Origin of the sequence: Sphingobium sp. MI1205, assembly GCF_001563285.1 — a bacterium.
Lineage (GTDB): Bacteria > Pseudomonadota > Alphaproteobacteria > Sphingomonadales > Sphingomonadaceae > Sphingobium.
In genome coordinates this window covers 957,561-971,067 of the sequence record NZ_CP005188.1, presented here as the reverse complement: position 1 = coordinate 971,067, position 13,507 = coordinate 957,561, and the positions used below count along the sequence as shown (strand labels likewise).

At 62.8% G+C, this 13,507-nt stretch carries 15 protein-coding genes and 1 tRNA gene; 11 read left to right on the top strand and 5 right to left on the bottom strand.

Features of this window, described 5'->3' with window-relative positions; all coding sequences use genetic code 11:
• Positions 1 to 17 precede the first annotated feature (17 nt).
• The 7 genes from K663_RS04620 (at position 18) to phoB (ending at position 7,463) form a co-directional block, all read left to right on the top strand.
• Positions 18 to 1,271 carry an ATP-binding protein gene (locus K663_RS04620; protein WP_062120352.1) on the top strand — a complete coding sequence of 418 codons (1,254 nt, stop codon included), beginning with the start codon at positions 18 to 20 and terminating at the stop codon, positions 1,269 to 1,271.
• Between the two features lie 153 nt (positions 1,272 to 1,424).
• The gene (locus K663_RS04615; RefSeq protein ID WP_062114645.1) at positions 1,425 to 2,483 is read left to right on the top strand and encodes a substrate-binding domain-containing protein; all 1,059 of its coding nucleotides are present in this window, start codon (positions 1,425 to 1,427) and stop codon (positions 2,481 to 2,483) included.
• 11 nt (positions 2,484 to 2,494) lie between these two features.
• Positions 2,495 to 3,889: a phosphate ABC transporter permease subunit PstC gene (gene pstC / locus K663_RS04610; RefSeq protein WP_062114642.1), complete on the top strand. Its 1,395-nt coding sequence runs from the start codon at positions 2,495 to 2,497 to the stop codon at positions 3,887 to 3,889.
• A 115-nt stretch (positions 3,890 to 4,004) separates the two neighbouring features.
• Positions 4,005 to 5,249, top strand: coding sequence for a phosphate ABC transporter permease PstA (gene pstA, locus K663_RS04605; RefSeq protein ID WP_062114639.1), 1,245 nt, complete (start codon positions 4,005 to 4,007; stop codon positions 5,247 to 5,249).
• Positions 5,250 to 5,254: 5 nt separating this feature from the next.
• Positions 5,255 to 6,043, top strand: coding sequence for a phosphate ABC transporter ATP-binding protein PstB (pstB, locus tag K663_RS04600; RefSeq protein ID WP_062120349.1), 789 nt, complete (start codon positions 5,255 to 5,257; stop codon positions 6,041 to 6,043).
• Between the two features lie 20 nt (positions 6,044 to 6,063).
• Positions 6,064 to 6,759, top strand: a complete 696-nt coding sequence (gene phoU, locus K663_RS04595) for a phosphate signaling complex protein PhoU (RefSeq protein WP_062114636.1) — start codon at positions 6,064 to 6,066, stop codon at positions 6,757 to 6,759.
• 2 nt (positions 6,760 to 6,761) lie between these two features.
• Complete coding sequence (gene phoB / locus K663_RS04590; RefSeq protein WP_037461627.1) at positions 6,762 to 7,463, top strand: phosphate regulon transcriptional regulator PhoB; 702 nt, start codon at positions 6,762 to 6,764, stop codon at positions 7,461 to 7,463.
• A gap of 80 nt (positions 7,464 to 7,543) precedes the next feature.
• Here the strand turns inward: phoB and def are convergent, their stop codons facing one another.
• Together def and recR are read right to left on the bottom strand one after the other, a co-directional pair.
• On the bottom strand, positions 7,544 to 8,074 hold the full coding sequence (gene def, locus K663_RS04585) for a peptide deformylase (RefSeq protein ID WP_062114633.1): 531 nt from the start codon (positions 8,072 to 8,074) through the stop codon (positions 7,544 to 7,546).
• A 31-nt stretch (positions 8,075 to 8,105) separates the two neighbouring features.
• On the bottom strand, positions 8,106 to 8,702 hold the full coding sequence (recR, locus tag K663_RS04580; protein ID WP_062114630.1) for a recombination mediator RecR: 597 nt from the start codon (positions 8,700 to 8,702) through the stop codon (positions 8,106 to 8,108).
• Between the two features lie 53 nt (positions 8,703 to 8,755).
• On the opposite strand from recR, the gene fmt reads away from it, so the two are divergent.
• Both fmt and truA read left to right on the top strand, forming a co-directional pair.
• On the top strand, positions 8,756 to 9,664 hold the full coding sequence (gene fmt / locus K663_RS04575; RefSeq protein ID WP_062114627.1) for a methionyl-tRNA formyltransferase: 909 nt from the start codon (positions 8,756 to 8,758) through the stop codon (positions 9,662 to 9,664).
• Positions 9,665 to 9,790: 126 nt separating this feature from the next.
• Positions 9,791 to 10,537, top strand: a complete 747-nt coding sequence (gene truA / locus K663_RS04570; protein WP_062114625.1) for a tRNA pseudouridine(38-40) synthase TruA — start codon at positions 9,791 to 9,793, stop codon at positions 10,535 to 10,537.
• 6 nt (positions 10,538 to 10,543) lie between these two features.
• On the opposite strand, the gene K663_RS04565 is transcribed toward truA, so the two are convergent.
• Entirely contained in the window at positions 10,544 to 11,263 is a 720-nt protein-coding gene (locus K663_RS04565; RefSeq protein ID WP_062120346.1) for a queuosine precursor transporter, read from the bottom strand.
• Between the two features lie 85 nt (positions 11,264 to 11,348).
• Between K663_RS04565 and K663_RS04560 the strand changes: the two genes are divergently transcribed.
• Positions 11,349 to 11,425 (top strand) — tRNA-Arg (locus tag K663_RS04560).
• Positions 11,426 to 11,523: 98 nt separating this feature from the next.
• Here K663_RS04560 and K663_RS04555 read toward each other — a convergent pair.
• Together K663_RS04555 and fsa are read right to left on the bottom strand one after the other, a co-directional pair.
• A complete protein-coding gene (locus K663_RS04555) occupies positions 11,524 to 11,874 on the bottom strand; it encodes an antibiotic biosynthesis monooxygenase family protein (protein WP_062114622.1) in 351 nt (116 codons plus the stop codon).
• A 141-nt stretch (positions 11,875 to 12,015) separates the two neighbouring features.
• Positions 12,016 to 12,669, bottom strand: coding sequence for a fructose-6-phosphate aldolase (gene fsa / locus K663_RS04550; protein ID WP_037461593.1), 654 nt, complete (start codon positions 12,667 to 12,669; stop codon positions 12,016 to 12,018).
• A gap of 140 nt (positions 12,670 to 12,809) precedes the next feature.
• Here fsa and K663_RS04545 point away from each other — a divergent pair, with 140 nt between their 5' ends.
• Positions 12,810 to 13,475 (top strand): DUF2490 domain-containing protein, encoded by a 666-nt coding sequence (locus tag K663_RS04545; RefSeq protein ID WP_062114619.1) that lies wholly within the window; start codon positions 12,810 to 12,812, stop codon positions 13,473 to 13,475.
• Positions 13,476 to 13,507: the final 32 nt, after the last annotated feature.

Below are 13,507 nucleotides of genomic sequence, written 5' to 3'. Positions count from 1 at the left end.
AATCCAGCGCGGTAACCATGAATCGACTATCCATTTCCCAGATCATCGCGTCGCTCGCCATATTGTTCCTGGCGACTGGCGGTGCGTTGATAATGGGCGCATCGCCTTGGGCGATCGCCCTGCCGGTGCTCGCCGGGCTGGCGATTTTGGTGATCGCGGCGCAGGAGCCCGCGCCCAGGCCGAGCGCCGCCTCACCCCCAGAGGACATTGCCGACATCGTCGCGCATCCGCATTTCGCGGACTTGATGGAGGGCATCGCCGATCCGTTGATGTTGATCGAGCGTGGCAGGATCATCCGCGCCAATCGCGCCGCCCAGCGTCTGCTGGGCGCGCATATAGAGGGCGAGGACGCCCGCATCGCCATTCGTCACCCCGCCGCGGCGGAACGGCTGGCGAGCCTGACCCCACTGGCCGAACCTGTGATGCTGGAACTGGTGGGCCTTGGTTCCCGGGATCAACGCTGGCAAATGCGGATAGCCCCTGTGGGCGGCAACGGCGATGTTCGTCGTCTGGTGCATCTGGCCGACCATAGCGGCGCATATGCAGCCGAAAAGATGCGCGTCGATTTTGTCGCCAATGCGAGCCACGAACTGCGCACGCCTCTTGCCGGCATCTTGGGTTTTATCGAAACGCTCGCCGATCCTGACCTGGGCCGCGACAATGAAACACGCCAGCGCTTCCTGAAAATCATGGATGGCGAAGCGCGGCGGATGCAGCGGCTGATCGACGACCTTATCTCGCTTTCCCGCATCGAGGCGGAAAAATATCGCGCGCCCGACAGTCCCGTCGATCTGTCAGCCTTGGTAGCCGAGGTGGTGGGCGTATTCAGGACCAGCCATGGAGAGCGCGGCCGCGATGTCGAAATGGAGATTGATCCTGGCTTGCCTGTTGTGGCGGGCGACCGGGCGCAGCTTTCCCAATTGCTCCACAATCTGATAGGAAACTCCGTGAAATACGGAAAGGCCGGAACGCCGATACGGGTCAGCCTGACCGAGGGGCCGAGTAGCATGACCCGCCTTTGCGTCGCGGACGAAGGCGAGGGCATAGGCCCCGATCACCTGCCGCGCCTCACCGAACGCTTCTACCGCGTCGATTCGGGCCGCAGCCGCGCGATCGGCGGGACTGGCCTGGGTCTCGCCATCGTCAAACATATCGTGGAACGGCATCGCGGTCGGCTGGATATCGTCAGCACGGTGGGAAAGGGCACCGCCATCACCGTTCTCCTGCCACCCATGCCAACCGACGAAAAGACTTCCATATCAAAGCTTTGAGGGGAAATTTCTCATGCCTGTCACGGCTTCCGGGCGCGATGTCATAAAAATGCAATTGGATTGTCACAAATGCGCGATGTACCGCGACTACCGCGCGTTCCCAGAGGGGGGCGGCGACTGCGAATCGCGGCCTTTTGATAAAGGAGATTATCCGTGAAGCATTTCGCCCTGCTCGCCGCGACCGCCGCGGCAGCCCTCACCCTTGCCGGTTGCGGCGACCAGTCGTCGAGCGGCGGCGCCGGTGGCACGCGCGACCAGATTCGCGCCGTAGGCTCTTCGACCGTCTATCCCTTCGCCACGGCGGTCGCTGAAATGTTCGTTCAGGGCAATCCCGGCATGAAGTCGCCAATCATCGAATCCACGGGCACCGGCGGCGGCATGAAGCTGTTTTGCGCAGGCGTCGGCGCACAATATCCCGACATCGCAAACGCCTCCCGCCGCATCAAGAAGTCGGAGTTCGAGGACTGCCAGAAGAATGGCGTCAAGGACATCATCGAAGTCCAGATCGGCGTCGATGGCCTCGCCTTCGCCGAATCCAACCGGGGTCCCGGCCTCAAGCTGACGCCCAAGATCGTCTACGAGGCGCTTGCCGCCAGTCCTTATGGCAAAGGGCCGAACAAGACGCAGAACTGGAACGATGTGGATCCCAGCCTCCCGGCGATCCCGATTTCGGTCTTCGGCCCGCCGTCCACCAGCGGCACCCGCGACTCGCTGGCCGAACTGATCCTAGAAAAGGGCTGCCAGTCGGATCCGGCCATGAAGGCGCTCAAGGACGAGAATGAGGACGAATATAAGGCGACCTGCACCCGCGTCCGCGAAGACGGCAAATATGTCGACTCGGGTGAAAACGACAATCTGATCGTGCAAAAGCTGGACAAGAATCCCAATGCCGTCGGCGTGTTCGGCTACAGCTTCCTGGAAGAAAATAACGACAAGCTGAACGACATCACGATCAATGGGGTCGAGGCGACTTATGAGACCGTGTCGACCGGCAAATATCCCGGCGCCCGCCCGCTCTACATCTATGTGAAAAAGGCGCATATGCAGGCGATCCCCGGCCTTCAGGGCTTCCTGAACACCTACGCCGCCAATTGGGGACCGGGTGGCGCGCTCACGAAGCGCGGCATGGTCGCTGCGCCCGAAGATGTTCGCAACGCGAGCGCCGAAGCGGTGAAGTCGCTGGCTGTTCTCGACGGTTCGAAGCTGAAATAAGAAGAGACTGAATGACAGGTCCCGCAATCTTCCTGCTGCTGGCGGGCCTTGGCGCCATCGCCTGGGTCAGCGCCCGCGCCCGCGCGCTGCGCCTGCAAGGCGTGGCTCGGGCGTCGGGGCGACGCGACGCCGTGCATAGCCTGCCTGGCTATCATGGCTGGTACGTCGCGCTCTGGACGCTGATCCCTGCCGCCTTTTTCCTGGCGGTCTGGGCGAATGTCTCGCCCGGCCTTGTCACGCAGGATGTGCTGAACAGCACGGCCGCGCAGGCCTTGCCCGCAGACGGCTTTTCCCGATCCTCCATCCTGGGCGAAGCACGGGCGATCGCCACGGGCGCACAAGCCGGAGCCTTCAATCCGCTCTCGGAAGAACTTGTCCAACCCTATAAGGACGCCATCGGCAAATATGGCCTGGCGGGCGCGGTTCTTGCGCTCGTCCTCGCCTTTGCCGGCGGGGCCTATGCCTTCACGCGCGTCCGCCCCGATTTCCGCGCGCGTACGCGGGTCGAACGGCTGGTAATGGCTTCATTGCTGATCGCCTCACTGCTGGCGATCATCACCACGGTCGGCATTGTCGCGTCGCTGCTGTGGGAAAGCTTCCGCTTCTTCTCCATGGTCAACCCGATCGACTTCCTGTTCGGCACGAAATGGAGCCCGCAGTCCGCCGCGATGGGCTATGGCAATGAAGATGCCTTTGGCGCGGTGCCGCTGTTCTGGGGCACGATCTTCATCGGCGCCATAATCGCCATGATCGTCGCCATCCCGCTTGGCCTGATGAGCGCCATCTATCTCACCCAATATGCCAATCCCGCCGTGCGCCGGTGGATGAAGCCGACGCTGGAGATGCTGGCCGGTGTACCGACGGTCGTTTACGGCTATTTCGCGGCGCTCACCATAGCGCCCGCGCTTCGGGATTTCGCAGTGTCGATCGGCATCCAGGGCGCCAGTTCCGAAAGCGCCCTCGCTGCCGGTCTGGTGATGGGCGTGATGATCATCCCCTTCGTTTCCTCCATGGCCGACGACAGCATCGCCGCCGTCCCGCAATCGATGCGCGATGGCAGCCTGGCCATGGGCGCAACCACCAGCGAGACGATCCGCAAGGTTCTGATCCCCGCCGCCCTGCCGGGTGTCGTTGGCGGCGTACTGCTCGCCGTCAGCCGCGCCATTGGCGAAACCATGATCGTGGTGATGGCGGCGGGCCTTTCCGCCAACCTCACCCTGAACCCCTTTGCCAGCGTGACGACGGTGACGACCCAGATTGTTCAGTTGCTGACCGGCGACCAGGAATTTGACAGCGCGAAGACGCTCGCCGCCTTCGCCCTCGGTCTTGTCCTGTTCATCGTCACCCTGCTGCTCAACATCGTGGCCCTGCGGGTCGTGAAGAAATATCGCGAGGCTTACGACTAATGGCCCCCACCATATCAACGTCCGTTCGTGCTGAGCTTGTCGAAGCACGCACGCGCCCTTCGACATTAGAAGGAGACAAGCGGCTCGTTCGAACAGGGCAAACGGAGCGCGTGTGATGACCACCAAACGCCTCCCCACCGACTGGAAATCGGACGTGATGCGCAAGCGGATTGCCCGTCGCTATGCTGCGGAGCGCCGCTTCAGGCTGATTGGCCTCTTTGCGGTGCTGCTCTCTGCCGCCTTCCTCGCCTTCCTGCTCGTAACCATGCTCGGCAATGGCCTGCGCGGCTTCACCCGTACGGAAATCGCGGTGAAGATCGACTTCCCCGCCTCGCCGCTGCTGCTCGATCCCAATGCCATCACCGACCAGGCGCTTTCCAACGCGAACCTGCCGATGGTGACCAGTGATGCCGTCAAAAAGGCGCTGGGCGCGGATGCGGAGGAATGGGTCTCCCATACTGCCTGGATCGTCCTGCGCGACAGGATCAAGGCGGACCCCAAGATCCTCTCCCGCACTGAAACGGTCGCGCTCCCCGCCTCTACCGAGGTCGATCTTGCCGCCAAGGGCGAGGGTTCGCCCGAAGCCGAAGCGGCGGTCGATCGCCTCAAAGGGGCCGGCCTGCTCACGACCGGCTTCAACTCCAACTTCCTGACCGCCAGCGACGGCACCGATCCGACGCAGGTTGGTATCTGGGGCGCGTTTAAGGGCTCGCTGCTGACCATGCTGGTAACACTGGCCCTCAGCTTCCCGATCGGCGTCGCGACCGCGCTCTATCTTGAAGAATATGCCCGGAAGAACTGGTTGACCGACATCATCGAAGTGTCGATCAACAATCTTGCCGCCGTCCCCTCGATCATTTTCGGCCTGCTCGGCCTGTCGATCTTCCTGAATTTCCTGCACCTCCCGCGTTCGGCTGCGGTCGTGGGCGGTATGACGCTGGCGCTCATGACCATGCCCGTCATCGTCATCGCGGGCCGCAACGCCATCAAGTCGGTGCCGCCCAGCATCCGCGACGCGGCGCTCGGCATCGGCGCCAGCCCTGTCCAGGTCGTGTTCCACCATGTCCTGCCGCTCGCCCTGCCCGGCATCCTGACCGGCACGATCATCGGCATGGCGCGCGCGCTGGGTGAAACCGCACCGCTGCTGATGATCGGCATGCGCGCCTTCATCGCGACACCGCCGGGCGGGATCACCGATCCCGCGACTGTGCTGCCGGTGCAGATATTCCTGTGGTCTGACGAGGTTTCAAAGGGCTTTGTCGAAAAAACGTCCGCCGCCATCATCGTCCTGCTGGTCTTTCTGCTCGCGATGAACGGCCTGGCCATCTACCTGCGCAACAAGTTCGAAAAACGGTGGTAACAATGATGCACGAACCGCAAACCCTGGTGCCCGCCACCGAAACCAAGATGACCGCGCGCGACGTGAAGGTCTTCTATGGCGACAAACAGGCGATCAAGGACGTCTCCATCGACGTCGATATGGATAATGTCACGGCCTTCATCGGCCCGTCCGGCTGCGGCAAGTCCACTTTTCTGCGGACGCTGAACCGCATGAACGACACTGTCGCATCGGCTCGCGTCGAAGGCACGATCACGCTGGATGGCGAGGATATCTACGCCGCGTCGATGGATGTGGTGCAGCTCCGCGCCCGCGTCGGCATGGTGTTCCAGAAGCCCAACCCCTTCCCCAAGTCGATCTACGAGAACATCGCCTACGGCCCCCGCATCCACGGTCTGGCCAGCGGCAAGGCGGACCTTGACGTCATCGTCGAAAAGTCGCTCCGCCGCGCCGGCCTGTGGGACGAGGTGAAGGATCGTCTCCACGACAGCGGCACCGCGCTTTCCGGCGGTCAGCAGCAGCGCCTTTGCATCGGCCGCGCCATCGCGGTGGAGCCGGAAGTCATCCTGATGGACGAACCCTGCTCGGCGCTCGACCCCATTGCCACGGCCAAGATCGAGGAACTGATCCACGAACTGCGCGGCCGCTACGCCATCGTCATCGTGACCCACAATATGCAGCAGGCCGCCCGCGTGTCGCAGCGCACCGCCTTTTTCCACCTGGGCGAACTGGTCGAATATGGCGTGACGTCGGACATCTTCACCAATCCCCGCCAGGAGCGGACCAAGGACTATATCACCGGACGCTACGGCTGAACCGGGGGGAGAGACGAATTATGGCTGAACATACGATCAAGGCGTTCGACGAGGAAATCGACAAGCTGCGCGGCCTCATCGCCGAGATGGGTGGCCGTGCCGAAGCCGCCATCGAACATGCGATGCTGGCGCTCCAGCGACAGGACAAGACGCTCGCTGCCCAGGTGGTTGCCGACGACAAGCGTATCGACGCGATAGAGGCGGAGGTTGAAAAGCTTGTGATTCAGGTCATCGCCCTGCGCGCGCCCATGGCCAACGATCTGCGTGACGTGATCGCCGCGCTGAAGATCGTCAGCGTCGTCGAACGCATCGGCGACTATGCCAAGAATATCGCCAAGCGTGTGCCATTGGTTGCGTCAAATCACCGGACCCTGGAACCGGTATCGCTCCTCCCCTCCATGGGACAGGTCGCCGCCGAGATGGTGCATGACGCGCTCAACGCCTTCGCCGCGCGAGACGCAGACCTCGCGCTCGCGGTGATCGAACGCGATACGGTCGTCGATGATTTCTACAACAGCGTCTTTCGCAGCCTCGTCACCTACATGGTCGAAAATCCCAAGACGATCAGCGAGTGCGCGCATCTGCTGTTCGTCGCCAAGAATATCGAACGGATCGGCGACCACGCCACCAATGTGGCCGAAATGGTCTATTACGCCGCCACCGGCCAGACCGCGCCCGACCGCGAACGCGGCGGCGCCCAGCCCCTGGAGGACTGAATATGGCGAGAGCCAAGATGCTTCTGGTCGAAGACGACGCAGCACTCGCCGAACTTCTCATCTGGCATTTCAAGCGTGAGGATTTTGAGGTCGCCCACACCGTCGATGGCGAAGAAGCCCTGCTGCTCGCGCAGGAAAATGTGCCTGACATAGTGCTGCTCGACTGGATGGTCGAAAGCCTGTCCGGGATCGAAGTCTGCCGCCGCCTGCGCCGCATGAACGGCACGGCCAACGTACCAATCATCATGCTCACCGCGCGGGGTGAGGAAGAAGATCGGGTCCGTGGCCTTGAAACCGGCGCGGACGATTATGTCACCAAGCCCTTTTCCCCGCGCGAACTCGTCGCCCGCGTTGGCGCGGTCCTGCGCCGGGTCCGCCCCGCGCTCGCTGGCGAAACATTGACCTTCGCGGATGTGGAGATGGACACGGTCGGCCATAAGGTCCGCCGGGGCGGCCAGGTGATCCCACTCGGCCCCACCGAATTTCGCCTGCTCAAACATTTCCTCGAACATCCCGGCTGGGTGTTCTCGCGCGAGCGGCTGCTGGACAGTGTTTGGGGCCAGGACAGCGATATCGAACTGCGGACGGTGGACGTCCATATCCGCCGCCTCCGCAAGGCAATAAACGCGGACGGCAAATATCGCGACATCATCCGCACGGTCCGCTCTGCGGGCTATGCGCTGGATACTGACGGGGCGGGTTGACCGCACTCTTCCGCCTTTTCGGTAACGCAAACACCCCGACCTGATGCCCGGGTGTTTTAATTTCCAGGCCAGTCAGCTTTTCAGGCCGCCTTACGCGCCTTCACCAGCTTCTTCATCAACATGTCCCGCTTCAACCGGGACAGGTGATCGATGAACAATACTCCCTGAAGATGATCCATCTCATGCTGTAGGCATGTCGCGAGGAGCCCTTCCAACCGCTCTTCGTGGATGCGTCCGTCCCGGTCCATCCAGCTTGCGCGAATCGATGCGGGACGCTCGACCTCGGCAAATTGTTCAGGGACCGAGAGGCAGCCTTCATTATAGACGGACAACTCGTCCGACCCGTCGAGTACTTCGGGATTGATGAACACCATCGGCTTCTTGACCGCAGGCGCGCCTTCTTCGTCCGACTCCGGTTCCTGAAGGTCGATCACCAGCACGCGCTTGGGCACACCCACCTGTATGGCGGCTAAGCCAATGCCCGGCGCGTCATACATCGTCTCGAACATATCGTCGATCAGACGTTGCAGATCGTCATCAATCGCCTCCACCGGAGACGATATGGTACGCAGGCGCGGATCGGGCGCCTCCAGGATAGGAAGAATGGCCATGATCGTAAAATAATCCGACAGCGCCGAAAATTCAAGCGACAGGCCGACGCGCGCGCAACGCCTGCGCCAGCGTGCCTTCGTCCAGATAGTCCAGCTCGCCGCCCACCGGCACGCCATGGGCCAGCTGTGTCAGCCGCACTGGGAACTGTTCCAGCCGCTCGGCCAGATAATGGGCGGTCGTCTGGCCCTCCAGCGTGGCGTTCATCGCCAGCACCACCTCGTCAATGCCGCCCGCGCTGACCCGCGCGACCAGCGCGTCGATGGAAAGGTCCTCTGGCCTCACCCCCTCCAGCGCCGACAGTCGCCCGCCCAGCACATGAAACCGCCCGGGGAAGAGCCGCGATTTGTCCAGCGCCCACAGGTCCGCCACATCCTCCACGACGCACAGCGCGCGCGCATCCCGCCTGGCGTCGGCACAGATGCCGCAAGGATCGATCGTATCGACATTTCCGCATATACCGCATGTCACCAGCCGGTCGTTCACCGCATCCAGCGCGCGCAGCAACGGCTCCAGCGCGCTTTCGCGCTTCTTGAGCAGATGCAGGACAGCGCGCCGCGCGGAACGTGGGCCAAGACCGGGCAGGCGGGACAGCGCCTGCGTCAGCGCTTCGATTTCGGGAGAAGCCATGGAACCGAGATAGGGGCTTGCAAGTCCGGGGTCAAAAGAGTTGAGAGGCCGTCATGCGCATCATTTACATGGGAACGCCCGAATTCGCCGTCCCGGCCCTCATCGCGCTGGAAAAGGCTGGGCATGAGATCGTCGCGGTCTACAGCCAGCCGCCCCGGCCCGCCGGACGGGGGAAGGCGTTGCGCCCCTCGCCAGTCCATAGCCAGGCCGACGAGATGGGCATGGAAGTACGCACCCCCGTCTCGCTCAAGGACCAAGCGGTGCAGGACGCCTTCCGCGCGCTCAACGCCGATGTGGCGGTTGTCGCGGCCTACGGCCTGATCCTGCCGCGTCCCATTCTCGATGCGCCCCGCTCCGGCTGCCTCAATATCCACGCCTCGCTGCTTCCTCGGTGGCGTGGCGCAGCGCCGATCCAGCGCGCGATTCTCGCGGGCGACAATGTCACCGGCGTCACCATCATGGACATGGAAGCGGGTCTCGACACCGGCCCCATGCGCGCCAAGCATGTGACGCCGGTAGAGGACAAGACAGCTGGCGCCCTGACCGAAGAACTCGCGCTGGCAGGGGCCGAACTGATGGTCGAGGTACTCGACGACCTGCCTGCCCATCCGCCCATGCCGCAGCCGGAGGAAGGCGTTACCTACGCCTCGAAAATCGACAAGGCCGAAGCCCGTATCGACTTCACCCGCGACGCGCACCAGATTGAGCGGCAGGTTCGCGCGTTCAATCCCTTCCCCGGCGCATTCTTCGAATATCGGGGCGAACGCTTCCGTATCCTCGCCGCCCATGTGGAGGAGCATGGCGGAACGCCGGGCGAACTGCTCGACAACAGCCTGCTGATCGGCTGCGGCCACGGCGCCATCCGCCCCACGCTCATCCAGCGCGCAGGCAAGGGCGCGATGTCGCCGGGCGAATTGTTACGCGGCTTCGACATGCCAGCCGGGTCGCGTGTCGATGACTAAACTCGCCCTCCTAAACCGTCATCCCAGCGGAAGCTGGGATCTCAAGCGACATTGCGCGCCGCCTCCCGAGACCCCAGCGTTCGCTGGCATGACTGCGGTAGTGGTTCGGCCACCCCAATTTAGCCGATGATCCGCTTCGCCTTCACCGTGGAATTTGACGGCCGCCCCTTCATGGGCTGGCAGCGGCAGGCGCACGGCCCCAGCGTCCAGCAAGCGCTGGAGGACGCCATCCGCGCGATCACCGGCGAACAGTCCGTCATCCATGCCGCCGGTCGCACCGACGCTGGCGTCCACGGCCTTGGCATGCGCGCCCACGCCGATATCGCGAAGGACATAAAGCCGTTTCGCCTTATGGAAGCGTTGAACGCCCGCCTGCGTCCGCATCCGGTCGCGGTCCTTGCCTGCGATGTCGTGCCGGACGACTGGCACGCCCGCTTTTCCTGCATGGGTCGCGCCTATGTCTACCGAATCGCCAACCGCCGCGCACCGCTGACCTTCGAAAACGGCCTCGTCTGGCGCGTGATCCAGCCGCTAGACACGGACGCGATGCAGGAGGCGGCGCAGCTTCTGGTGGGCCGACACGACTTCACCACCTTCCGCTCTGCCCATTGCCAAGCGGAAAGCCCGCTCAAGTCACTCGATCGCCTCGACGTCGAACGCGAGGGCGACCGCATCGCCATCCATGCCGAGGCGCGCTCTTTCCTTCATCATCAGGTCCGTTCGATGGTGGGTTGCCTCGCTCTGGTCGGCATGGGCCGCTGGACCGTGGACGACATGCGCACCGCCCGCGACGCCAGGGATCGCGCCGCCCTCGGCCTCAACGCCCCGCCCGACGGCCTTTATTTCGTGAATGCCCGCTACCCTGACCAATAGGCCCGGTCAGAGCTGCGTGCGGAACGGCGTGAAATTCGTATGCTCGTCATACACGTCCAGCCCCTCGGCGCGTTTCAGGCCGTTGACCACCAGATAGGTCACGGGCGTCAGTACCGCTTCCCACAGCACTTTCAGCATCCAGTTCGTGACCATCACCGTCAGCACCTGTTGCGTGGTCCAGACGCCAAGGAAAGCGAGCGGGTAGAAAAGCAGGCTGTCCACTCCCTGCCCCACGATCGTCGATCCGATCGTCCGCATCCAAAGATGCTTGCCTTGGGTCAGCAGCTTCATCTTCGCCAGCACGAAGCTGTTGGCGAACTCCCCTGCCCAGAAAGCCGTGAGCGAGGCGAACACGATGCGCCAGGTGCTGCCGAACACCGCCTCATAGGCCTTCTGATCCGGCCAACCCTCCGCCGGGGGCAGCTTCACCACCACCCAGCTCATTAGCGCCATGAACAGCATGGCCCCGAACCCGGCCCAAACGCAGCGCCGCGCGCGCGCATAGCCATAGACTTCGGTCAGTACGTCGCCAAGCACATAGCCCAGCGGGAAAAAGAGAATGCCAGCGCCAAAGGTGAAGCCAAAAAGCGTTGAAAGCTTCGCCGCGCCGATCAGGTTCGACAGCAGCAGGATCGCTACAAATGCTGCGATGAAGAAATCGAAATAGCGCATGGGCCGCTGCGAAAGCGCCTGCGCGTCGATTTTCCGAACCCCCATATCGGCCATGGCACCCTGCATATCCGCCCCCGGTGCAAATGCAATGCCCTGCCGTTGCACGGGAGCGCAAGCCCGGCTATCGAAGCGCCCGTACGGCCCCGTAGCTCAGCTGGATAGAGCATTCGCCTTCTAAGCGAATGGTCGCAGGTTCGAATCCTGCCGGGGTCGCCATCCGCTGCCGTTAGAGGCGCCAGCCCATCAGCAGCATCACCAGCCCGGCGATCAGTATCGCAAAGGCCAGGAAGCCCCAACCCCAGTCCAGCCCGTTCTTATTCGCCATCAAGCGGACTATCGAAGAGCCGCGCCCGCAGCAGCAGGTCGTCGGTCACTGTCATCGTGAAAATCGGGTCAGCATCGGCAGGCACTTCGGCAATCGCATCGACAAAGGCCGCCCGCGTCTCCGGCTCGTCATAGACCATCTTCTGATCGAACGCGGCGCGCCATGTCTCCTCGTCCGGCCATTCCGCATAGCCCACGAAACGCCCATCCGCGTCACGGTGCAGGCGAGAACCGTAGCTCCCATATTTCTCGCGGATCAGGTCGGTCCCGCGCCGCCACGCCGCGCGGAACTGATCTTCCTTCCCAGGATGCACCCGCCACCAATAGACCGCGACGAACATCGCCTCTCTCCTTTACAGAAGAGAATGATGCGCGCGGTCAGAGGTTGCCACAGGAAAAAAGAGAGCAGACTCTTCCCCGTTCGGGCTGAGCCTGTCGAAATCCTTCGGCAGGCTCATGGCAAACGACGATATGCTACCGCCTCAAAGAACCGACTGGCCGGTCTTTTCCCAATCAGCCAGGAAGCCCGCAATACCCTTTTCGGTCAGCACATGGTTGAACAGCGCCTTGATGACCGAAGGCGGCGCGGTCATCACATCTGCGCCGATCTTCGCGCTTTCCAGCACATGGATCGGGTGCCGCACGCTCGCCACCAGAATTTCGGTATCGAACGCATAATTGTCGTAGATCAGGCGGATGTCCTCGATCAGCTTCATGCCGTCGAAGCCATTATCGTCATGCCGCCCGACGAAGGGCGATATGAAGCTCGCCCCGGCCTTCGCCGCCAGCAGCGCCTGATTGGCGGAGAAACAGAGGGTGACGTTCACCATCACGCCTTCGCTGGTCAGCGCCTTGCAGGTCTTGAGCCCGTCGATGGTCAGCGGCACCTTGATGCAGACATTGTCCGCGATCTTCCGCAGCACGGCGGCTTCCTTCATCATCGTCTCATGGTCGAGCGCGACGACTTCCGCCGATACGGGGCCATCGACGATGCCGCAGATTTCCTCGACCACCTCGACGAACTTGCGGCCCGACTTGTGGATCAGCGACGGATTGGTCGTGACGCCGTCGAGCAGGCCCGTGGCTGCAAGGTCGCGGATTTCGTTGGTGTCGGCGGTGTCGACGAAGAATTTCATGGGAATGCTCCGGGGCGGGATGTGCGAATCGCCTCCCCTTTAGCGGCTGATCCCGGCTTTAGCCATTATTGCCAGCTGCGGGCTTTACGGAAACATCTCCGTAACATTATGACCGCGCACCTTTCCTGGGGACCCTATGTATGCCCGCACCTCCCGCTGCCCACCACGCCCTTGCGCTTCTTGCCTTTCTCTCGCTGGCCACCAGCCCCGCCGCCCACGCCACTGACGATGAAGCGCAGCTATGGCTCGGGGCCGCCGCGACGGTGAAGGCCAGCCCCGACGATGTGGTTGTGGTGGACGTCGGCCACCGCTTTCGCCGGGACGCGTCTGGCGGCGAGCAGCAACTGGCCCGGATCACGCTGGATCATGCTGTAGCAAAGAATGTCCAGATTGGCGGCGGCATCGCTTATTTCCATTCCAGGCCGGAACAAGAGTTGCGCACTTTTCAGCAGCTGACAGTCACCCACGGCATCTGGCAGAGCCGCACCCGGCTGGAACAACGCTTTTTCGACACGACAGACGAGGCAAGCTGGCGACTACGGCAGCGGGTTCAAGCTTCTGTTCCGCTCGACACGGCCAAACGCTGGACGCTGGTCGCGGCAACCGAGCTATTCTTCCACCTCAATCGCGCCAAGCCTAGCGACAAGACTGGCCCGGCCGTCATGCGCCAGCAGGCGGGCCTGCGCCACGCTGTCAGCAAGGCGCTGGACATACAGCTGCTTTACATGCGTCAGCAGAGCTTTCGCGACAATCGGCCGGACGCGGTGGTCCATGTGCCCTGGCTGACCCTCAACTGGAAAATCTAGGTCATCCGCCTTGCCCTTCGCCCTTCAGGCGA